The sequence below is a fragment of the Candidatus Sodalis pierantonius str. SOPE genome, assembly GCF_000517405.1.
Lineage (GTDB): Bacteria > Pseudomonadota > Gammaproteobacteria > Enterobacterales > Enterobacteriaceae > Sodalis_C > Sodalis_C pierantonii.
This window is the reverse complement of sequence record NZ_CP006568.1, coordinates 2,135,165-2,156,677: the sequence shown is the minus strand read 5'-3', so window position 1 is coordinate 2,156,677 and position 21,513 is coordinate 2,135,165. Positions and strand designations below refer to the sequence as shown.

13 protein-coding genes and 7 pseudogenes are annotated in these 21,513 nt (G+C 56.3%); 9 read left to right on the top strand and 11 right to left on the bottom strand.

The genetic code is table 11. The annotated features are described in order from the left end of the window. The first annotated feature begins 278 nt into the window (after positions 1 to 278). From istA to SOPEG_RS10985, 3 genes and pseudogenes are all read left to right on the top strand, one after another. On the top strand, positions 279 to 1,829 hold the full coding sequence (istA, locus tag SOPEG_RS10995) for an IS21 family transposase (RefSeq protein WP_025245371.1): 1,551 nt from the start codon (positions 279 to 281) through the stop codon (positions 1,827 to 1,829). Between the two features lie 11 nt (positions 1,830 to 1,840). Further along, positions 1,841 to 2,590 carry an IS21-like element ISSoEn3 family helper ATPase IstB gene (gene istB / locus SOPEG_RS10990; protein ID WP_025245370.1) on the top strand — a complete coding sequence of 250 codons (750 nt, stop codon included), beginning with the start codon at positions 1,841 to 1,843 and terminating at the stop codon, positions 2,588 to 2,590. Positions 2,591 to 2,787: 197 nt separating this feature from the next. Continuing rightward, positions 2,788 to 3,997: pseudogene (locus SOPEG_RS10985) on the top strand (IS256-like element ISSoEn2 family transposase). A 10-nt stretch (positions 3,998 to 4,007) separates the two neighbouring features. On the opposite strand, the gene yacG reads toward SOPEG_RS10985, so the two are convergent. The 3 genes from yacG to coaE are packed head-to-tail and all read right to left on the bottom strand — an operon-like array spanning position 4,008 to position 5,635. Next, complete coding sequence (gene yacG / locus SOPEG_RS10980) at positions 4,008 to 4,244, bottom strand: DNA gyrase inhibitor YacG (RefSeq protein ID WP_025245369.1); 237 nt, start codon at positions 4,242 to 4,244, stop codon at positions 4,008 to 4,010. Positions 4,245 to 4,256: 12 nt separating this feature from the next. Continuing rightward, entirely contained in the window at positions 4,257 to 5,012 is a 756-nt protein-coding gene (zapD, locus tag SOPEG_RS10975) for a cell division protein ZapD (RefSeq protein WP_025245368.1), read from the bottom strand. Next, entirely contained in the window at positions 5,009 to 5,635 is a 627-nt protein-coding gene (gene coaE / locus SOPEG_RS10970) for a dephospho-CoA kinase (protein WP_025245367.1), read from the bottom strand. The genes zapD and coaE overlap by 4 nt, the downstream gene beginning before the upstream one ends. A gap of 183 nt (positions 5,636 to 5,818) precedes the next feature. Here coaE and SOPEG_RS10965 point away from each other — a divergent pair, with 183 nt between their 5' ends. Further along, positions 5,819 to 6,862: a GMP reductase gene (locus SOPEG_RS10965; protein ID WP_025245366.1), complete on the top strand. Its 1,044-nt coding sequence runs from the start codon at positions 5,819 to 5,821 to the stop codon at positions 6,860 to 6,862. Here the strand turns inward: SOPEG_RS10965 and SOPEG_RS22880 are convergent. From SOPEG_RS22880 to serC, 6 genes are all read right to left on the bottom strand, one after another. Then, positions 6,849 to 7,457, bottom strand: coding sequence for a type II secretion system F family protein (locus tag SOPEG_RS22880; RefSeq protein ID WP_025245365.1), 609 nt, complete (start codon positions 7,455 to 7,457; stop codon positions 6,849 to 6,851). The genes SOPEG_RS10965 and SOPEG_RS22880 overlap by 14 nt on opposite strands. Before the next feature lie 176 nt (positions 7,458 to 7,633). Continuing rightward, positions 7,634 to 7,918, bottom strand: coding sequence for an integration host factor subunit beta (gene ihfB / locus SOPEG_RS10955; RefSeq protein WP_025245364.1), 285 nt, complete (start codon positions 7,916 to 7,918; stop codon positions 7,634 to 7,636). 92 nt (positions 7,919 to 8,010) lie between these two features. Beyond that, positions 8,011 to 9,687, bottom strand: a complete 1,677-nt coding sequence (gene rpsA / locus SOPEG_RS10950) for a 30S ribosomal protein S1 (RefSeq protein ID WP_025245363.1) — start codon at positions 9,685 to 9,687, stop codon at positions 8,011 to 8,013. A gap of 114 nt (positions 9,688 to 9,801) precedes the next feature. Next, positions 9,802 to 10,485 (bottom strand): (d)CMP kinase, encoded by a 684-nt coding sequence (cmk, locus tag SOPEG_RS10945; protein WP_025245362.1) that lies wholly within the window; start codon positions 10,483 to 10,485, stop codon positions 9,802 to 9,804. Positions 10,486 to 10,592: 107 nt separating this feature from the next. Further along, positions 10,593 to 11,900, bottom strand: a complete 1,308-nt coding sequence (gene aroA, locus SOPEG_RS10940) for a 3-phosphoshikimate 1-carboxyvinyltransferase (RefSeq protein ID WP_025245361.1) — start codon at positions 11,898 to 11,900, stop codon at positions 10,593 to 10,595. Positions 11,901 to 12,319: 419 nt separating this feature from the next. After that, positions 12,320 to 13,405, bottom strand: a complete 1,086-nt coding sequence (gene serC, locus SOPEG_RS10935) for a 3-phosphoserine/phosphohydroxythreonine transaminase (protein WP_025245360.1) — start codon at positions 13,403 to 13,405, stop codon at positions 12,320 to 12,322. 208 nt (positions 13,406 to 13,613) lie between these two features. Here serC and ycaO point away from each other — a divergent pair. Both ycaO and SOPEG_RS24640 read left to right on the top strand, forming a co-directional pair. Further along, positions 13,614 to 15,226 (top strand): annotated as a pseudogene (gene ycaO / locus SOPEG_RS10930) (30S ribosomal protein S12 methylthiotransferase accessory factor YcaO); the annotation flags it as partial. 111 nt (positions 15,227 to 15,337) lie between these two features. Further along, positions 15,338 to 16,082 (top strand): annotated as a pseudogene (locus SOPEG_RS24640) (IS5 family transposase); the annotation flags it as partial. A gap of 33 nt (positions 16,083 to 16,115) precedes the next feature. Here the strand turns inward: SOPEG_RS24640 and SOPEG_RS10920 are convergent. Next, entirely contained in the window at positions 16,116 to 17,324 is a 1,209-nt protein-coding gene (locus SOPEG_RS10920; protein WP_025244030.1) for an IS256-like element ISSoEn2 family transposase, read from the bottom strand. A gap of 63 nt (positions 17,325 to 17,387) precedes the next feature. On the opposite strand from SOPEG_RS10920, the pseudogene SOPEG_RS27445 reads away from it, so the two are divergent. Beyond that, a pseudogene (locus tag SOPEG_RS27445) lies at positions 17,388 to 17,585 on the top strand (IS5/IS1182 family transposase); the annotation flags it as partial. Here SOPEG_RS27445 and SOPEG_RS26285 read toward each other — a convergent pair. Continuing rightward, a pseudogene (locus SOPEG_RS26285) lies at positions 17,578 to 18,472 on the bottom strand (IS5 family transposase). The pseudogenes SOPEG_RS27445 and SOPEG_RS26285 sit on opposite strands and share 8 nt — an antisense overlap. Before the next feature lie 77 nt (positions 18,473 to 18,549). Here SOPEG_RS26285 and focA point away from each other — a divergent pair. Both focA and pflB read left to right on the top strand, forming a co-directional pair. After that, positions 18,550 to 19,102, top strand: a pseudogene (focA, locus tag SOPEG_RS10905) (formate transporter FocA); the annotation flags it as partial. 86 nt (positions 19,103 to 19,188) lie between these two features. After that, positions 19,189 to 21,471: pseudogene (pflB, locus tag SOPEG_RS10900) on the top strand (formate C-acetyltransferase). Positions 21,472 to 21,513: the final 42 nt, after the last annotated feature.

The following is a 21,513-nucleotide window of genomic DNA, read 5'->3' as shown; positions in this document are numbered from 1 at the left end:
TCGATGAAAAGAAGACCGAGGGAAAAAAGAGGTGCCGGACGCGACATCTACCGCCAAGATGTACCGCCAGCGACGGTGACGTATGTCGCTGCGGGCGCCGTTCGCTCAGTGTGCTGGTTCCGGTCACATTCGATCACTGATTCCGATTTCACCCGATCACTAATTCTGATTTCATCCGATCACTTATTCCGGTCGCCCGATCAGCGATTCCGATTCTGTCCGATCGCTCATCTTCTGTTCCGCCATACTCTGGAGACTTTTAGCTTCCGGGGGCATGCATGGCACGTAAAAAGAAGAAAGCGAGAACGGAAATGTGCATCTATATTAATGTATTACGTATGAAATTCGAGCAGCGTCGCTCGAATCGCACTATCGCAGCAGCGCTCGGCATAGGCTGTACTACCGTGCACGATATCCTCGGCCGATTCACGGTAGCTAACCTGGTCTGGCCATTGCCGGCGGAACTGTCCCCCGTCGACCTCGACCGCCTGCTCTATCCCGGCAAATCCGGAAAAGTTATCAATACCTTACCCAGCTGGCTTGATATCGATACCGGGTTAAGCCGCAAGGGCATGACCAAGCAGCTGCTCTGGATGGAATATCAGTCCGCCGTGGGCGGTGATGCCCTCGGTTACTCACAGTTTTGTGCACTGTTCCATGACTGGAAAAAGAAGCAGCGGCGTTCCATGCGCATGGAGCACAAGGCTGGCGAAAAGCTCTTCATCGACTTCTATGGCCCCACCGTACCTATCGTCAACCCTGCGACCGGTAGCGTACGCCAGGTCGCTATCTTCGTCGCTGCCATGGGCGTGTCAGGCTATGCGTATATCGAAGCCTGCGAAGGCCAGGACATGGCATCGTGGCTCAACGCCAATAGCCGCTGCCTGCACTTCATGGGTGGGGTTCCGGAGCTGATGATACCTGATAATCTGCGCAGCGCTGTCAGCACCCCTGACCGCTATGAGCCGGTCATAAACCAGAGCTACCAGACGCTGGCAAATCACTATGAGGCAGTGGTGCTACCGGCGCGCCCGAGAAAACCGAAAGACAAGGCGAAGGCAGAATCAACTGTGCAGCTGGTAGAACGCTGGGTTTTGGCCCGGTTGCGTAAACGTAGGTTCTACTCGCTGGCCGAACTCAACCAGGTGATACGAGAACTCAATCATGAGTTGAATCTGCGCCCGATGCGTCATTACGGCGGACAAAGTCGCCTTGAACGCTTCGAGCAGCTGGACAAACCGGCTCTTGGGCCTCTACCGCCCACACAATGGGAATACAGTGAGTATCTCGTTGCCCGAGTGGGACCTGATTACCACATAGACTACGGCAAAAACTGGTACTCGGTGCCGCATCCGCTGGTTGGCGAGCGCGTTGACGTCATCGCCACCCAACGGCTGGTGCAAATTCACCATAAGGGCGTCTGCGTGGCTACGCACCCTCGCAGCGATAACGCCTATAGGCACACGACTCAGGCGGCGCACATGCCGGCTAACCATAAGGGGCAGAGTCAGTGGACGCCGGAAAGGCTGTGCAGTTGGGCGCTGTCGGTGGGTGTGTGCACACTGAAAGTGGTCGAGTCCATCCAAAAGAGCAAAGCCTATTCGGAGCAGGCTTACCGCTCCGTGCTGGGGCTACTCAATCTGCAACGGCGCTATGAGACGACGCGACTGGAGAAGGCCTGCGCGCTGGCGTTGGAGAAAGGGTGCATTAACCGCTCTTTCATAGCCAACGTATTGAAACACGGTCGTGAAAGTGAGGTCACCCAGGACGTAGCCGGCGTATCAATGCTGGTTCACGAAAACCTCCGAGGTCCGGACAGTTATCACTAAGGAGAATAAATATGGATACACTGTTAATGGCTCTGCGAGAGCTGAAGTTGTCGGCAATGGTCCAGGCGTTGGAGACGCAACGCGAACTCCCGGGGAGTTATGGGGAGCTGGGGTTCGAGGAGCGGTTGTCGCTGATGGTAGAAGCGGAAAATTTGCATAGAAAAAACAACCACATATGCCGTATGCGACGGCAATCGCAAATGCGCTTGCAGGCAAAACCGGAAGATATCCGTTATATCCCTAGCCGAGGAGTGACACCGGAACAGATGCGAGATCTGCTAGGGGGACAATATCTGAAATATCAGAAAAGCATACTCATCACGGGGCCGACAGGTACGGGCAAAACCTGGCTCAGTTGTGCGCTTGGTGAGCAGGCATGCCGGCAGCAATATAGCGTGCGTTACTGGCGAGTGGGTCGGTTGCTGGCCCATCTTCACCAGTGTCAGGTAGACGGGACCTATCTAAAACAGCTTAAGCAGTTAGAAAAAATAGAGTTACTGATCTTGGACGACGTGGGCCTAGAATCAATAAGTCCGATGCAGGCAACGATGCTGTTGGAGGTGATGGAAGATCGCTACGACAAAAGCAGCAGCATCCTGATCAGTCAACTGCCGGTGAAAAAATGGTATGGACTGATAGAAAACCCCACGACAGCTGACGTGTTACTCGATCGGTTAGTACACCCCAGCTATAGACTGGAACTTAAAGGCGAATCACTACGCAAAGAGCAAGGAGTAGCCAGCACAGGAAAAATAGACTAAACCCGAGTCAGAAGATGAGCGAACACGTGATCGAATATCACTGGAATGGGTGATCGGAAAATATCGGAATAACTGATCGGATGTCGCCGGAACAGCTGATCGGATACGTCGGAATGAGCCTGTTTGAGCCTGTTTAGAAATTTGTGTATTTGCCTGATTTTGATATGTTCAATCCAACATCAAAAACAGGTTAATTTATGGACGAAAAACAGTTGCAGGCTCTGGCTAACGAACTGGCCAAAAATCTCAAAACCCCTGAAGATTTCAGTCACTTCGATCGGCTACTGAAAAAAATCAGCGTCGAAGCAGCTCTCAATGCCGAAATGACCCATCACCTCGGCTACGATAAAAATCAGCCTAAACCGGGGACCAACGCCCGCAGCAGCTATTCCACAAAAACCGTTACCACTGGCGATGGCCCGCTGGCGCTGCGTACTCCGCGCGATCGTGACGGTTCCTTTGAACCGCAACTGGTGAAGAAGAACCAGACCCGGATTACCGGGATGGATAACCAGGTTTTATCGTTGTACGCAAAAGGGATGACCACCCGCGAGATCGCCGCCGCGTTCAAAGAGCTGTATGACGCCGATGTCTCGCCGGCGCTGGTCTCAAAGGTCACCGATGCGGTCATGGAGCAGGTTGTCGAATGGCAAAACCGGCCTCTGGATGCAGTCTATCCCATTGTTTATCTTGACTGTATCGTTCTAAAAGTCCGGCAGGACAGCCGCATCATCAACAAATCTGTGTTCCTGGCGCTGGGCATCAACATCGAAGGCCAGAAAGAGTTGCTAGGTATGTGGCTGGCCGAAAATGAAGGCGCAAAGTTCTGGCTGAACGTGCTGACAGAGCTGAAAAACCGCGGCCTGAACGATATCCTTATCGCCTGCGTAGACGGGCTGAAAGGTTTCCCTGACGCTATTAACGCGGTGTATCCGGAGGCGCGGCTCCAGCTGTGTATCGTGCATATGGTGCGCAACAGCCTGCGGTTCGTCTCCTGGAAGGACTACAAGGCCGTCACCCGCGACCTGAAAGCTATCTATCAGGCCCCTACGGAAGAAGCCGGCTTGCAGGCGCTGGAAGCGTTCTCCAGTGCCTGGGGACATCCGCTACCCGCAAATAAGTCGAAGCTGGCAGGCAAACTGGGCCAATCTGGCCACGTTCTTTGCCTACCCAACGGACATCCGCAAGGTGATCTACACGACCAACGCCATCGAGTCGTTAAACAGCGTGATCCGGCATGCCATCAAAAAGCGCAAGGTGTTCCCGACCGACGACGCAGTGAAAAAGGTGGTGTGGCTGGCGATACAGGCGGCCTCACAGAAATGGACAATGCCTTTGAGGGACTGGCGCATGGCAATGAGCCGTTTTATTATCGAGTTCGGTGACCGCCTGGACGGTCACTTCTGAGAAAAGGCATTTACACAGAATCGTGTACAGGGTCGTCGGAATCTGCACAGTGGCGGGTTTCATCACTCCACTCGTCGCTGTCGGTGATTTGCACATCGCTTGGAATACGCTTTTCCTCTTCCGCCCATTCGCCAAGATCTATCAACTGGCAGCGTTTGCTGCAAAACGGCCGGAACGGGCTTTTCTGGCTCCACTCTACCCCTTTGCCGCAGGTTGGGCAGGTGACGTTAACAATATCGTCGCTCATGATTAATTGCTCCTAACAACAGGCCAGTTCAAACGGCAGGCGGTTCGGCACCACGCCGTTCTCGCTGTCCAGGGATAAAAAACGGATAGCATAACGGGTTTTATGGCCGGAAACTTGCGGATAGAGTTGATGCTCGACAGGGATGCGCAACCGCAGCAAATCCCCCTCCTCGGCGTTATCCTGGAAGAAGCCGTTTAAGCTGATTTGGTTTTTGAACGGGCCTGAATGGCGCACGATATCCAGAATGCGGGTCAGCGCGGCGTTGAGCGGATCCAGGGTTTGGAGCCAGCCATCCACCTGGGCGTCGCGCTGCGGCTGCGGCAGATGCAGCCAGATATGCAGCGCCGGCAGGTCAAAACTACAGCCGCCGCCGGGTATGGATAGCCGCTGGCGCACGGCGCCGATCAGGCGATCCTCACGCAGCGCTTGGCCCAGGCGCGGGGCCGCCATCAGCGTGGTGGCGCAGCGTTTGAAATCGGTGCGCAGGGCGCTAACGCGTTCACTGTCGACGCCGGGCACGCCTTCCCACTGCAGCAATTTTTGCTGCTGGCGGTCCAGCTCTTTGATCATTTCGCTGCGGATGTCGCCACGTTCGAGGACGTCCAGCAGATCGGCTAAAGTACGGAAAAACGTCAGCGCGTTGGCGATTTCGCTTAAAGCCGGATGCCGGTAAAGCTGCTGTAGTAGGAACTCCAACCGCAGCCAAGTCCGCATTTTTTCATTTAACGGGTGTTCAAACAGCACCGTTGCCGAGTAAACGTCACTCATGGTGATTTATCCTGTCGGGTTGCTGATGCCGCAAGCGTAAGATAGCGTCGATGCAAAGTAGCAACGCGATCCGTTATCTCCTCGGGGCGCCCGCTATTATCAATAATATCGTCCGCACAGGCCAGACGCCGCTGACGCGGCACCTGCGCCGCCAAAATGTTCTCCACCTGCGCGCGGCTGACGCCGTCCCGGCTGAGCGTGCGCGCGATCTGGACCTCGCGCTCCACATCCACCACCAGCACCCGATCGGCGCGCTGTTGCAGGTTATTCTCAATAAGCAGCGGCACAACCCACAACACGTACGGCGCGCGGGCGGAGCGCAGTTGCTGCTCGGTTTGCCGTTTAATAAGCGGATGGAGCAGACCGTTAAGCCAGGCTTTCTCTTTCGGATCGCTGAAAATACGCGCTCTAAGCGCGGCGCGATCCAGCGACACGTCCGCGTTCAGCACCGCCGGACCAAATCGTTGCTCGATGGCACGCAGGGCCGGGCTGCCCGGCTCGACCATCTTCCGTGCGATCACGTCGGCATCCACCAGGGGCACGCCGAGGGCGGCGAAGGCGTTGGCCACCGTGCTTTTACCACTGCCGATACCGCTGGTCAGGGCAACAATGTATTGCGTCACGTTAACTGCCTCACCCTGAAGGGACTCTCCCGGCCCAAGGTAAATTGGTACGATTGTAGCGTAAAATGGGCAGATTCTGCAGTCTTGCCCTAACTTTAATCCCGCGTATGATACCGCTACTGGAATAGGCAAATTGTATCCAATATTGATTAGCGACTCGTCGCCTTTTACCAGGAAAACCCTATGCGTATAGAAGAAGATGTGAAGTTAGGTTTCAAAGATGTGCTTATCCGGCCGAAACGCTCCACGCTGAAAAGCCGCTCCGATGTTGAACTGCAACGCGACTTTACCTTCAAACATCCTGGCCTTCACTGGTCCGGCGTGCCGGTTATCGCCGCGAACATGGATACCGTCGGCACTTTTCACATGGCAGAGGCGCTGGCCGCCTTCGACGTGCTGACCGCGGTGCATAAGCATTATAGCGTGGATCAGTGGCGCGAATTTGTGGCGCGCGCGCCGGAATTGGTACTCCGTCATGTGATGGTTTCCACCGGCACCTCCGCGGCCGACTTCGAGAAAATAAAGCAGATCCTGGCGCTGTCGCTGCAGCTGAATTTTATCTGCATTGATGTCGCCAATGGCTATTCGGAACATTTTGTGACCTTTGTTCAAAAAGCTCGCGAAGCCTGCCCGGATAAAGTGATCTGCGCCGGCAATGTGGTCACGGGGGAAATGGTGGAAGAGCTCATTCTCTCCGGCGCCGATATCGTCAAAGTCGGTATTGGTCCTGGCTCGGTGTGCACCACCCGGGTCAAAACCGGCGTCGGCTATCCTCAACTGTCGGTGGTAATCGAGTGTGCCGACGCCGCCCACGGGCTAAGCGGCCAAATAGTGAGCGATGGCGGCTGCGCGGTACCAGGCGATGTGGCCAAGGCGTTCGGCGGCGGTGCAGATTTCGTGATGCTTGGCGGTATGCTGGCTGGGCATGACGAGTGCGAAGGCACCATCGTGGAGGAGAACGGCGAGCGCTTTATGCTGTTTTACGGCATGAGCTCCGAGTCGGCAATGAAGCGGCATGTTGGCGGAGTGGCCGATTACCGCGCCGCCGAGGGCAAAACCGTCAGGCTGCCGTTGCGTGGCCCGGTGGAATATGCCATTCGTGATATTCTCGGCGGTCTGCGCTCCGCCTGTACCTATGTTGGGGCGTCGCGCTTGAAGGAGTTGACCAAACGCACCACTTTCATCCGTGTCGCCGAGCAGGAAAATCGGATCTTCACCCAGCTGTAACCCGCGCCGGGCGCTGCCGCATCGGCGTGCGTCCGGGTGCCGCAAGCCCGGCGTCGGCGAACGCGGCCGTGGCGGCCCTTGCGCACCTGGATGTGGCGTTGGCGCCCCAGCTGCCGTTTACCTCAGCCATGTTGGCGCCGCCGAGCTCACGCGGGGAAATGCGGCAAAAGCGTGCTTGACCTGCATCTCTTAGCTCGCCGCCGAGCGCGGCCGCCGCGGCTGTCCCGCGCTTAAAATTGGCTAAAAACTTCCCCCCCAACTGCAGCAGCGGTACATAAAGTATTACCGCCAGTCCGCACACCATGGCACCCGTCAGCAGCAGCGCGGGCTCGGCCAGTTGCGCCAGCTGTTCGGCCTTTTGCCGCGCCTGCTCGCCGTGACACTGCGCCAGGATCTCATCCAGCGTGCCGGTAAGCTCGCCGCTGCGAATGAGCCAGCGGCAGTGCGCCGGAAACAGCGCATCCGGCGCCTGATGCAATGCCTTGCCGCGACGCAGGTCGTGCCGACAGCCGACAGCGTAGCAGCGCCTGACGATAGCGGGGATGCCCCACGGCGCGAGCCGCCACCGCGAGCGCCCGATCCAGCGCTGTGGCACATCGACAGCGTCTGGAACAGCTGATGAAGCGCGTGGTGGCGCAACAGGGGGCCCGCCAGCGGCAGCCACAGCAGAGCCGCGCGCAGCCGGCGACGCCAGCGCGGATGGTAATGGCAAAGCCGCCGCTAGGGGGGGCTTTTCAGGTTTGCAATAACATTGGCGCCGGGCCACGGCTGTTAGCCGTAGATGTTGGCGCGATCGCGCAACTCTTTACCGGGTTTAAAATGCGGAACATATTTGCCTTCCAGCTCCACTTTATCACCGGTTTTCGGATTGCGGCCGACGCGCGGGGCACGGTAGTGGAGAGAAAAACTGCCGAAACCGCGGATTTCGATGCGCTCGCCGCTGGCGAGCGTCGTCGCCATATGCTCAAGCATCTCTTTCACTGCATCCTCAACCACTTTTGCCTGGATATGAGCGTGCTGGCCAGCTAGTCTTTCAATAAGCTCAGACTTGGTCATAATTCCTCCAAGTTTACGCGGCTCTCTTCAAGAGCAGCATAACAACTTAATTACCGTCCAGGAGCAGAGTCGCCTCCGCTCCCTTGTTATTATTACTCGCCTTTGGTCGCCGCTTTAAAGGCTTCAGCCATTGCGTTGGAGAAGTTGCCTTCTTCCTGGTTGTTGTTCACGGTGCTGATAGCTTCTTTCTCGTCCGCCTCGTCCTTGGCACAAACGGACAGGCTGACAACGCGATTTTTGCGATCGACGCCGGTGAATTTGGCTTCCACATCGTCGCCGATGTTCAGGACCAGCGTAGCGTTTTCCACGCGGTCGCGCGAAGCTTCAGAGGCGCGCAGATAACCTTCCACTCCACCCGCTAATTCAACTGTAGCACCTTTTGCGTCAACTGCTATGACTTTACCGGTAACAATAGCTCCTTTCTTGTTCAAAGACAAATAGTTATTGAACGGATCTTCAGCCAGTTGCTTCACGCCCAGGGAGATACGCTCGCGCTCTGCATCAACCTGCAGAACCACGGCCGCGATTTCGTCACCCTTCTTGTATTCGCGCACGGCTTCTTCGCCGGCCACGTTCCAAGATATGTCGGACAGATGAACCAGGCCGTCGATGCCGCCGTCCAGGCCGATGAAGATACCGAAGTCGGTGATCGACTTGATTTTGCCTTCAACGCGGTCGCCCTTGTTATGGGTTTCAGCAAACTGCTGCCACGGATTGGCTTTGCACTGCTTCAGGCCCAGGGAGATACGACGACGCTCTTCGTCGATGTCCAGCACCATAACTTCCACCACGTCGCCCACGTTAACCACTTTGGACGGATGAATGTTCTTGTTGGTCCAGTCCATTTCGGAAACGTGCACCAAGCCTTCAACGCCTTCTTCGATTTCAACGAAGCAGCCGTAGTCGGTCAGGTTGGTCACGCGGCCGGTCAGGCGGGTGCCTTCCGGGTAGCGTTTCGCGATAGCGACCCACGGATCTTCGCCCAGCTGTTTCAGGCCCAGGGAGACACGGGTACGCTCACGATCGAATTTCAGTACTTTAACGGTGATTTCGTCGCCAACATTCACGATTTCGCTCGGATGCTTCACGCGCTTCCAGGCCATATCGGTAATGTGCAGCAGGCCGTCAACGCCGCCCAGATCAACGAAGGCGCCGTAGTCGGTCAGGTTCTTGACGATACCCTTGACTTCCATGCCTTCCTGCAGGTTTTCCAGCAGCTGATCGCGCTCGGCGCTGTTTTCGGATTCAATAACGGCACGACGGGAAACCACCACGTTGTTGCGTTTCTGATCCAGCTTGATCACTTTAAACTCAAGCTCTTTGCCTTCCAGATGCAGAGTGTCACGAACCGGACGCACGTCGACCAGAGAACCCGGCAGGAACGCACGGATACCGTTCAGTTCTACGGTGAAACCGCCTTTGACTTTCCCGTTGATAACGCCGATCACGGTGGCCGCTTCTTCGTATGCTTTTTCCAGCATCAGCCAGGCTTCGTGGCGCTTGGCTTTTTCACGGGACAGCAGCGTTTCGCCGAAACCGTCTTCGACTGCATCCAGAGCGACGTCAACCTGATCGCCCACTTCGATTTCCAGCTCGCCCTGGGCGTTGCGGAACTGCTCGACAGGAATGGCAGATTCGGATTTCAGGCCGGCGTCAACCAGAACCACGCCTTTCGCGATGGACACAACGGTACCGCGAACGATGGAACCCGGGCGGGTTTCGATTTCTTTCAGGGATTCTTCAAAGAGTTGAGCAAAAGATTCTGTCATATTTGATAATCTTCAGATTTTTTGATTAACGTCCATCCGGCATCCTGCCTGATGGGGTTGTTATACACGCCCCGCTGCCTTTCCTCGCTGCGGGGTAATTTAATGACGATATCGTTACGATAGCGCCAGAATTTGCCTGGCGCGCGCCAGCGCTTTGGCTATCACTTCATCGATAGTCAGGCGGGTGGAGTCAAGCACCAGCGCGTCAGCCGCCGGCACCAATGGCGCCACCGTGCGATTGCGATCGCGATCGTCACGTTCTTTTATCTCGGATAAAAGGTGTTCAAAGCTAACACTAAAGCCCTTTTCCTGCAACTGCCGCATGCGGCGGTGCGCCCTTTCTTCCGACGACGCGTCCAGAAAGATTTTTACCGGCGCATCGGGAAATACCACGGTTCCCATGTCGCGGCCATCGGCGATGAGGCCCGGCGCGGCGCGAAATGCGCGCTGACGCCGCAGCAGCGCTTCACGCACGCGCGGAAACGTGGCGATTTGCGACGCGGTATTGCCGACGGTCTCGTTGCGAATGGCTTGGCTGACGTCTTCCCCCTCCAGCACCACTGTCAACTGACCCTGTTCAACCTCGAAGCGGACATCGAGATGAGCGGCGAGCGGCACCAACGCCTCCTCGCTGTCGATGGCTACCTGGTGATGCAGGGCCGCCAGCGCCAACACCCGGTAGATCGCGCCGGAATCCAGTAAATGCCATTGTAACGCTTCCGCCAACGCTTTGCAGAGCGTCCCCTTCCCTGCACTGCTCGGTCCATCGATGGTGATTACCGGAGCTATAACCGTCATTGTCTTCTCCTTTAAGCGCAACGGGTAAGAAAGCCTAAGGGATCCCTTAGGCTTCATTAGGCGTCATTATACCCTTCATTACGCGTAAACGTTACTTTTACCCGTTATCATATCGCCGAATGCGATGAGGCCGGCGTGCTTAACGCCGCCAGTCGGGCAAAAAAGTCCGGGAAGGTCTTGTGGGTACATTGCGGATCGAGAATCGTCACCGGCGTATCGGACAGCGCCACCAGCGCGAAACACATCGCCATGCGGTGGTCGTTATAGGTACCGATGCGGGCGGCGGTCAGTTTGGTGGGCGGCGTGATGGACAGATAATCCTCCCCTTCGGTGACGGTGGCGCCCACTTTGCGCAGCTCGGTGGCCATCGCCGTCAGCCGGTCGGTCTCTTTGACGCGCCAATTGGCGATATTGCGTAACGTGGTAGTGCCGCCGCTGGCGAACAGCGCGGTGGTGGCGATGGTCATCGCCGCGTCGGGGATGTGATTCATGTCCATATCAATAGCGTGCAGCGTAGCGCGGCTGCATTCGATGTAGTCGTCGCCCCAGCGAAGGGTGGCACCCATGCTCCCCAGCACATCGGCGAAGCGGATATCGCCCTGCACGCTGTGGCGGCCGATGCCGGTGACCCGCACGATGCCGCCGCGGATCGCCGCCGCCGCCAGAAAATAGGACGCGCTGGAGGCATCCCCTTCCACCAGATAATCCCCCGGCGAACGGTAGACGCCGTTGCCGGTGAGGTAAAACACCTGGTAATTATCGTGGCGCACCGTAATTCCGAAGCTTTTCATTAACGCCAGGGTGATATCGATATAGGGTCGGGACACCAGTTCACCCTTGATGCGGATGCGGCTGTCCTGCGGCGCCAGCGGCGCCATCATCAATAGCGCGGTGAGAAACTGGCTGGAGACGCTGCCGTCGACGGTGATATCGCCGCCTTGATAGCCGCCGCGTAAACGCAGCGGCGGATAATGCTCTTGTTCGAGATAATCAATTTGCGCCCCGCCCTGGCGCAGCGCGTCCACTAGATGGCCAATCGGCCGCTCTTTCATGCGCGGCTCGCCGGTCAGCGTCACATCCTGCGCCTGTAGGCACAGCGCGGCGGTCAGCGGGCGCATGGCGGTGCCGGCGTTGCCGAGAAACAGCGTCAGCGCATCATCCGCGCGCAGCGGGCCGCCGAGGCCGTCAATTTCACAGCTGCGGCGGTCCGCCGACAGGCGGTAATTGACGCCGAGCTGGCCCAGGGCCGTCAGCATATGGCGGACATCGTCGCTGTCGAGCAGGTTGGTCAGGCGTGTGGTGCCGATGGCCTGTGCCGCCAGCAACAGGGCGCGATTGGAAACGCTTTTGGAACCCGGCAAATTGAGGGTGCCATCGACGCGCGCGATGGGATTTAAGGTCAGGGAATCCTGCATGTGTAACACGTTCTCCAGCAAACAATAACGCCTGGCGCCGGCAGCCCCTCGGCGCCAGGATGATTCGGTAGCGGCCGACCCGAGGCCGGCTTCGCCCTTATAAGGAAAATACTTTGCAGCAACGCCGCAACGATGGCGGCAAACCAGGACTACGCGGGTAACGCGCACCCCGCCCGGCGACAAATCGAGGCCCCAGGCAACGCAAGCGGAACACAACGCACCGGCAACAGCCAACGCCGTTCGGCTGACAGACCGACACACCGCGCAACGGCGCGGTCTAAGGTTAACGGTCAGTGGTCTACGCTTTACGGTCTACGGCCAATGGTCAACGGGCATCGGACTACAGCGTGGGCAACGGGCAACCCGGCTCGGCAAAGCGGCCACACCGCCGCGTGCTGCCCACGGCGCGGCGGCGAACGTTACCCGTGGCGGCGGGCAAACCCCAGCATAAAGTCCACCAGCGCCTGCACGCCTGCCAGCGGCATGGCATTGTACAGCGATGCGCGCATGCCGCCCACCACCCGGTGTCCCTTCAGGGCATGCAGGCCGGCGGCCTGGGCCTCCTGCAAGAACAGCGCGTCCAGATAACTGTCCGCCAATTGGAACGGCACATTCATGCGCGAACGGTTGGCCGGCGCGACGGTATTACGATAAAAATCGCTCTCGTCGATGGTGCGGTACAGCAAGGACGCCTTGGCCTGATTGCGTTTATCCATTTCCGCCAGCCCGCCCTGCGCTTTCAGCCATTTGAACACCAGCCCCGAGAGATACCAGGCGAAGGTCGGCGGCGTATTGAACATGGAATCGTTTTCGGCCAGCACGCTGTAATCAAGAATGGACGGCAACGCTTTGCTCGCGCGGCCCAGCAGATCCTCGCGCACGATGACCAGCGTCAGCCCGGCCGGCCCGATGTTTTTCTGCGCGCCGGCGTAGATTACGCCAAAGCGGCTGACGTCCAGCGGGTGCGACAAGAGCGTGGAGGAGAAGTCCGCCACCACCACCCGATCGCCGAAATCCGGCAATTCATCAATGGCCAGGCCATCAATGGTTTCATTCGGGCAATAATGGACATAGGCGCCGTCAGCGGATAAGGCCCAGTCGCGCATCGGTTTAATCGCACGCAGGCCGTCTATTTCGGTGGTGACATCAATCACCCGCGGGTCGCAATATTTTTGCGCTTCTTTTATCGCGCTGTGCGCCCAATAGCCGCCATCAATATAATCGGCGCTGGCGGCATCCCCCAGCAGATTCATCGGCACCGCGGCGAATTGCGCGCGCGCGCCGCCGTGGCAAAACAGAACATTATAATTGTCGGGGATCGCCAGCAGCTCGCGCAGGTCTTGTTCTGAGGATTGCGCCACTTCGAGAAATTCTTTACTACGATGGCTGATTTCCATGACCGATGTGCCCAGGCCATGCCAATTACACAATTCCTGCTCCGCCTTGCGCAACACTTCCGCCGGCAGCATTGCCGGGCCAGAGCTAAAATTAAACACCTGATTCATTTTCCCTCACCACGATTTGCCAGTAATACCGCAAAATAACCTACCATGGTTGTAACACCGCCCACGGCCGGCCGCAACGCCTAATGCTTAATGCTTAATGCTTAATGCTTAATGCTTAATGCTTAATGCTTAATGCTTAAGAGAATACATGGAGCCGGGGGAGAAAACACCGTATTATGGCGGTTTCCGTTGATAATAAGTGACCCTGATGACACAGACCTTTATTCCAGGCAAAGATGCGGCGCTGGAAGACTCCATTGCCCGCTTTCAGGCGCACTTGGCTTCACTATCGAAGAAGCCTCCTGGCTTAATCCCGTGCCCCATATCTTGTCGGTGCATATCCGCGATCGCGACTGCCCGCTATGCTTTACCAACGGCAAGGGGACGACCCGAAAAGCGGCGCTGGGCGAGTATTTTGAACGCCTCTCCACCAACTATTTTTTCGCCGATTTTTATCTTGGCGCTACGGTCGCCGGCGGCGAGTTTGTGCATTATCCCAACGAGCGCTGGTTCGCGCTTCCGACCGACGGCGGGCTGCCGGACGGCATCCTGGACGATCATCTGCGCGCCTTTTACAATCCGGACCAGGAATTGACCGGGCGCGATCTGGTGGATTTGCAGTCCAGCCATACCGAACGCGGGATTTGCGCACTGCCTTTCAGCCGCCAGTCCGACGGCGCCACGGTCTACATTCCGATGAACATTGTCGGTAACCTGTATGTTTCCAACGGCATGTCGGCGGGCAATACCGCCAGCGAAGCCCGGGTGCAGGCGCTGTCTGAGGTGTTTGAGCGCTACGTCAAAAACCGCATCATCGCGGAGGCTATCAGTTTACCGGCCATTCCGCAGCCGATTCTGGCGCGCTATCCCGGCGTAGTGGAAGCCATCGCCACCCTTGAGGACGAGGGGTTTCCCATTTTTGCCTTCGATGCCTCGCTGGGCGGGCAATTTCCCGTTATCTGCGTCGTGTTGTTCAACCCCGCCAACGGTACCTGTTTCGCCTCGTTTGGCGCCCATCCGGATTTCGGTGTGGCGCTGGAGCGCACGGTAACTGAGCTGCTGCAGGGGCGCGGCCTGAAAGATCTCGACGTCTTCACGCCGCCGACGTTCGATAATGAAGAGGTCGCCGAACAGACCAATTTGGAAACCCATTTTATCGACTCCAGCGGCCTGATTTCTTGGGATATGTTTAAGCAGGAGGCGGATTATGCCTTCGCGGACTGGGATTTCAGCGGCACCACCGCAGAAGAGTTCGCCACGTTAATGGGGATATTCCAAGCGCGCGGAACCGAGGTTTATATCGCCGATTATCAGCATCTGGGGGTTTATGCCTGCCGTATCCTGGTTCCGGGTATGTCTGACATTTATCCGGCGGAAGATTTGTTGCTGGCCAACAATGCCATGGCCATCGATCTGCGCGCCACCCTTTGCCAACTGCCCGCCAGCCGGTGGCCCCAGGCGTGCTATCTGGCGCTTATCGAGCAGATTGACGCGCTGGGTCTGGACGATTTCGCCCGGGTGCGGGAACTCCTGGGTCTCGCCACCGGCAGGGATAATGGCTGGTTTACCCTGCGGGTGGGTGAATTGAAAGCCATGCTGGCGCTGGCCGGCGGCGACCATGTACAGGCGCTGCTGTGGACCGAATGGACACGGGATTTCAACGCGTCGGTGTTCAGCGCGGAGCGGGATAATTATTACCGCTGCCTGCATACGCTGCTGCAATTGAAAAACGAGGGCGGGCGCGCGGCGGCATCCTACCAGCACGCCTTCGCCCGCATGTACGGCGCCCAGACGCTCGCCGCCAGTTTTCGTGCGCTGAGTTGACTTAAGCCACGCGACACTTTTATAGGTGACAGGGGCTTTGTTGAATAAATCGAACTTTTAGGTGACTGGCGGCTCTGATCACTACATTCGTTTCAACATCAGGTCCCCATGGCAAAGCAAAAGTTTAAAATCACCAACTGGCCCGCATACAACAATGCGCTCAGGCCGCGGGGGGACATGACAGTATGGCTTGATGAGTCAGCCATTGCTGCATGGACTGAGAGTACACAACCTGAACATCGTGGCCGGCCGCTTCACTACACCGATATGGCCATTACCACGGTTCTGATGATAAAGCGCGTGTTTAACCTTTCGCTCCGGGCGTTACAGGGTTTCGTTGACGCGATTTTTAAACTGATGGGGCTGTTGCTGCGCTGCCCAGATTACTCTCTGGTCAGCCGGCGAGCAAAAACCGTCGACATCAGCATAAAAACGCCAACCCGCGGCGAAATCTCACACCTGGTCATCGATGGCACCGGCCTGAAAATCTTCGGCGAAGGCGCATGGAAAGTCAGGCAGCATGGGGCTGAGAGGCGCAGAGTATGGCGCAAGCTTCATCTGGCAAGTAGATAGCGCGACACATGAAATTATCTGTGCCGATTTATCGCTAAGCGGTACGACAGATGCGCAGGCGCTGCCCGGGCTGATTAACCAAACCCACCGGAAAATCAGGGAAGCGTCGGCTGACAGTGCTTACGATACGCGTTACTGTCATGATGCTCTGCTGGGGAAAAAAATAAAGCCGCTTATCCCACCGCGAAGTGGTGCGCAATATTGGCCAGCTCGATACCATGAGCGTAACCATGCGGTGGCAAATCAGCATCTGAGCGGCAATAACGATACCTGGAAAAAGACCCTGTACACGATTCTGTGTAAATGCCTTTTCTCAGAAGTGACCGTCCAGGCGGTCACCGAACTCGATAATAAAGCGGCTCATTGCCATGCGCCAGTCCCTCAAAGGCATTGTCCATTTCTGTGAGGCCGCCTGTATCGCCAGCCACACCACCTTTTTCACTGCGTCGTCGGTCGGGAACACCTTGCGCTTTTTGATGGCATGCCGGATCACGCTGTTTAACGACTCGATGGCGTTGGTCGTGTAGATCACCTTGCGGATGTCCGTTGGGTAGGCAAAGAACGTGGCCAGATTGGCCCAGTTTGCCTGCCAGCTTCGACTTATTTGCGGGTAGCGGATGTCCCAGGCACTGGAGAACGCTTCCAGCGCCTGCAAGCCGGCTTCTTCCGTAGGGGCCTGATAGATAGCTTTCAGGTCGCGGGTGACGGCCTTGTAGTCCTTCCAGGAGACGAACCGCAGGCTGTTGCGCACCATATGTACGATACACAGCTGGAGCCGCGCCTCCGGATACACCGCGTTAATAGCGTCAGGGAAACCTTTCAGCCCGTCTACGCAGGCGATAAGGATATCGTTCAGGCCGCGGTTTTTCAGCTCTGTCAGCACGTTCAGCCAGAACTTTGCGCCTTCATTTTCGGCCAGCCACATACCTAGCAACTCTTTCTGGCCTTCGATGTTGATGCCCAGCGCCAGGAACACAGATTTGTTGATGATGCGGCTGTCCTGCCGGACTTTTAGAACGATACAGTCAAGATAAACAATGGGATAGACTGCATCCAGAGGCCGGTTTTGCCATTCGACAACCTGCTCCATGACCGCATCGGTGACCTTTGAGACCAGCGCCGGCGAGACATCGGCGTCATACAGCTCTTTGAACGCGGCGGCGATCTCGCGGGTGGTCATCCCTTTGGCGTACAACGATAAAATCTGGTTATCCATCCCGGTAATCCGGGTCTGGTTCTTCTTCACCAGTTGCGGTTCAAAGGAACCGTCACGATCGCGCGGAGTACGCAGCGCCAGCGGGCCATCGCCAGTGGTAACGGTTTTTGTGGAATAGCCGTTGCGGGCGTTGGTCCCCGGTTTAGGCTGATTTTTATCGTAGCCGAGGTGATGGGTCATTTCGGCATTGAGAGCTGCTTCGACGCTGATTTTTTTCAGCAGCCGATCGAAGTGACTGAGATCTTCAGGGGTTTTGAGATTTTTGGCCAGTTCGTTAGCCAGAGCCTGCAACTGTTTTTCGTCCATAAATTAACCTGTTTTTGATGTTGGATTGAACATATCAAAATCAGGCAAATACACAAATTTCTAAACAGGCTCTGGAAAAAGAAAGTAGGTTATCACCGGTGTTCACTGGCTGAAACGGCCATGTTCCGGTTTAAAACACTTCTGGGTGGTCATCTGAGTCTGCATGACTATGACGCGCAGGTAGGTGAGGCTATGGCAATGGTCAAAGCGCTTAACCGGATCACGTTGTTAGGAATGCCAAACAGCGTCCGCATCATGTAACAATCGCCCTGATAGGGAGGAAGTCGTCAAAAATTAAGGATTTATTCAACAAAGCGTCATGCTGACTCAGATGACCACCCAGAAGTGTTTTAAACCGGAACATGGCCGTTTCAGCCAGTGAACACCGGTGATAACCTACTTTCTTTTTCCAGGTATCGTTATTGCCGCTCAGATGCTGATTTGCCACCGCATGGTTACGCTCATGGTATCGAGCTGGCCAATATTGCGCACCACTTCGCGGTGGGATAAGCGGCTTTATTTTTTTCCTCAGCAGAGCATCATGACAGTAACGCGTATCGTAAGCACTGTCAGCCGACGCTTCCCTGATTTTCCGGTGGGTTTGGTTAATCAGCCCGAGCAGCGCCTGCGCATCTGTCGTACCGCTTAGCGATAAATCGGCACAGATAATTTCATGTGTCACGCTATCTACTTGCCAGATGAAGCTTGCGCCATACTCTGCGCCTCTCAGCCCCATGCTGCCTGACTTTCCATTCGCCTTCGCCGAAGACTTTCAGGCCGGTGCCATCGATGACCAGGTGTGAGATTTCGCCGCGGGTTGGCGTTTTTATGCTGATGTCGACGGTTTTTGCTCGCCGGCTGACCAGAGAGTAATCTGAGCAGCGCAGCGACAGCCCCATCAGTTTAAAAATCGAGTCAACGAAACCCTGTAACGCCCGGAGCGAAAGGTTAAACACGCGCTTTATCATCAGAACCGTGGTAATGGCCATATCGGTGTAGTGAAGCGGCCGGCCACGATGTTCAGGTGGTGTACTCTCAGTCCATGCAGCAATGGCTGACTCATCAAGCCATACTGTCAGGTCCCCCCGCTGCCTGAGCGCATTGTTATATGCGGGCCAGTTGGTAATTTTAAACTTTTGCTTTGCCATGGGGACCTGATGTTGAAACGAATGTAGTGATCAGAGCCGCCAGTCACCTAAAAGTTCGATTTATTCAACAAAGCCCCTCGTCGGTACTGATTGTCGTGGCCCGGGCTAGCGGCCGTATTAGTTGGGCGCAGCTGGTGCGTAACTGGATCAATGTTTATATCGGCAACCTGATAGGCGCACTGTCTATTTGTGGCCCTCATCTGGTTTGCGGGTCAGCATATGGTCGCCAACGGCGCCTGGGGTCTGAACGTATTGCAGACCGCCGATCATAAAATGCATCACACCTTTGTTGAGGCGGTCTGCCTCGGTATTCTCGCAAACTTGATGGTTTGCCTGGCGGTCTGGACCAGTTATTCCGGTCGCAGCATGTTCGATAAAATGTTCGCCATGATTATGCCGGTCACGATGTTTGTCGCTAGCGGGTTTGAGCATAGCATCGCCAACATGTTTATGATTCCGACGGGGATCGTTATCAAGAATTTTGCCCCGCCAGCGTTCTGGCAGGCCATTGGGACGGCGCCGGAGCAGTTCTCCAACCTGACGGTCGCCAATTTCATCACCGACAATCTGATTCCGGTTACGATCGGCAACATTATCGGCGGTGGTTTACTGGTAGGGTTAACGTATTAGGTAATTTATCTGCACGGTGACAACCAGCACTAAGTTGTGCCGCCAAAGCCGGATTGTCGAAATCCACATTAGAAGGTAGGTGTATAATGACCGATCTGAATAACAAACTGTCCACGGCCTGGGAAGGTTTTGCCGCAGGCGACTGGCAGAAAGAAGTCAACGTGCGTGACTTCATCCAAAAAAACTACACTCCCTATGAAGGCGACGAAGCTTTCCTGGCGGGCGCCAGCGCCGCCACGACGTCGCTGTGGGAAAAAGTGATGGAAGGGATCAAAATCGAGAACCGCACTCATGCGCCGGTCGATTTTGATACCGATGTCGCCACCACCATTACCTCCCATGACGCCGGCTATATCAATAAAAAACTGGAAAAGATCGTCGGCCTGCAAACCGATGCGCCGCTTAAACGCGCCATCATTCCGTTCGGCGGCATCAAAATGGTGGAAAGCTCCTGCAAAGCGTACGATCGCGAGCTGGATCCGGGCCTGAAGAAAATCTTCACCGACTACCGTAAAACCCATAACCAGGGCGTTTTCGATGTTTACACCCCCGACATCCTGCGCTATCGTAAAGCGGGCGTGCTGACCGGTCTGCCCGACGCTTACGGCCGTGGCCGCATCATCGGCGATTACCGTCGTGTTGCCCTGTACGGTATCGACTATCTGATGAAAGATAAATTCGCCCAGTTCCAGTCGCTGCAAACCAAACTGGAAAACGGCGAAGATCTGGAACAGACCATCCGCCTGCGCGAAGAAATCGCCGACCAGCACCGCGCACTGGCTCAGATTAAAGAGATGGCCGCCAAATACGGCTGCGATATCGCCGGACCGGCCACCACCGCGCAGGAAGCCGTGCAGTGGACCTACTTCGGTTATCTGGCCGCCGTGAAATCCCAAAACGGCGCCCTCATGTCCTTCGGCCGCGTGTCCACCTTCCTGGACGTGTTCATCGAACGCGATCTGAAGGCCGGCAAATTGACCGAAGACCAGGCTCAGGAACTCATCGACCATCTGGTCATGAAACTGCGTATGGTGCGCTTCCTGCGTACACTGGAATACGACGAACTGTTCTCGGGCGACCCGATCTGGGCAACCGAATCCCTCGGCGGTATGGGCGTCGATGGCCGTACCCTGGTAACCAAAAACAGCTTCCGTTTCCTGAACACCCTCTACACCATGGGGCCGTCACCGGAACCGAATATGACCATCCTGTGGTCGGAAAAACTGCCGATGAACTTCAAGAAGTTCACCGCGAAAGTGTCCATCGACACCTCGTCCGTGCAGTATGAAAACGATGACCTGATGCGTCAGGACTTCAACAACGACGACTACGCTATCGCCTGCTGCGTCAGTCCGATGGTGGTCGGCAAACAAATGCAGTTCTTCGGCGCTCGCGCCAACCTGGCGAAAACCATGCTGTACGCTATCAATGGCGGCGTGGATGAAAAACTGAAAATGCAGGTCGGTCCGAAATGGGAACCGCTGGTGGACGAAGTACTGGATTATGATCGCGTGCTGGAACGTACCGACCATTTCATGGACTGGTTGGCCAAACAGTATGTCACCGCGCTGAATATCATCCATTACATGCATGACAAATACAGCTACGAAGTCTCGCTGATGGCGCTGCACGACCGTGATGTCTAACGCACCATGGCCTGCGGCATCGCAGGTCTGTCCATCGCCGCCGACTCGCTGTCCGCTATTAAATATGCCAAAGTCACCCCTATCCGCGACGAAGACGGCCTGGCTATCGACTTCAACATTGAAGGCGAATACCCGCAGTTTGGTAATAACGACCCGCGCGTCGACGACATCGCCTGCAACCTGGTTGAACGCTTCATGAAGAAAATCCAGAAGCTGACCACCTACCGCGGCGCCGTCCCGACCCAGTCGATTCTGACCATTACCTCCAACGTGGTGTATGGTAAGAAAACCGGTAATACCCCGGACGGCCGTCGCGCCGGCGCGCCGTTTGGACCGGGTGCCAACCCGATGCACGGCCGTGACCAGAAAGGCGCCGTCGCCTCGCTGACCTCGGTGGCAAAACTGCCGTTCGCCTATGCGAAGGACGGGATTTCCTACACCTTCTCCATCGTGCCGAAAGCGCTGGGTAAAGACGACGACGTACGTAAGGCCAACCTGGCGGATCTGATGGATGGTTATTTCCATCATGAAGCCGGCGTTGAAGGCGGTCAGCATCTGAACGTCAACGTGATGAACCGGGAAATGCTGGTGAAAGCCATGGAATATCCGGAAGATTACCCGAACCTGACCATTCGCGTGTCCGGTTATGCGGTACGCTTCAACTCGCTGACCAAAGAACAGCAGAAGGACGTCATCACCCGTACCTTCACTGAATCAATGTAATTTCCCACACCGTCTTAAAGGGCGTAAAATAAAGGCTCCACG

Excerpts from the sequence above, each read along its gene's own strand:
- yacG (WP_025245369.1), bottom strand. The coding sequence starts at position 4,244 with ATGAGCGACGATATTGTTAACGTCACCTGCCCAACCTGCGGCAAAGGG.
- istB (WP_025245370.1), top strand. The coding sequence starts at position 1,841 with ATGGATACACTGTTAATGGCTCTGCGAGAGCTGAAGTTGTCGGCAATG.
- serC (WP_025245360.1), bottom strand. The coding sequence starts at position 13,405 with ATGAATCAGGTGTTTAATTTTAGCTCTGGCCCGGCAATGCTGCCGGCG.
- istA (WP_025245371.1), top strand. The coding sequence starts at position 279 with ATGGCACGTAAAAAGAAGAAAGCGAGAACGGAAATGTGCATCTATATT.
- rpsA (WP_025245363.1), bottom strand. The coding sequence starts at position 9,687 with ATGACAGAATCTTTTGCTCAACTCTTTGAAGAATCCCTGAAAGAAATC.
- zapD (WP_025245368.1), bottom strand. The coding sequence starts at position 5,012 with ATGAGTGACGTTTACTCGGCAACGGTGCTGTTTGAACACCCGTTAAAT.
- SOPEG_RS10920 (WP_025244030.1), bottom strand. The coding sequence starts at position 17,324 with ATGGACGAAAAACAGTTGCAGGCTCTGGCTAACGAACTGGCCAAAAAT.
- ihfB (WP_025245364.1), bottom strand. The coding sequence starts at position 7,918 with ATGACCAAGTCTGAGCTTATTGAAAGACTAGCTGGCCAGCACGCTCAT.
- cmk (WP_025245362.1), bottom strand. The coding sequence starts at position 10,485 with ATGACGGTTATAGCTCCGGTAATCACCATCGATGGACCGAGCAGTGCA.
- SOPEG_RS10965 (WP_025245366.1), top strand. The coding sequence starts at position 5,819 with ATGCGTATAGAAGAAGATGTGAAGTTAGGTTTCAAAGATGTGCTTATC.
- aroA (WP_025245361.1), bottom strand. The coding sequence starts at position 11,900 with ATGCAGGATTCCCTGACCTTAAATCCCATCGCGCGCGTCGATGGCACC.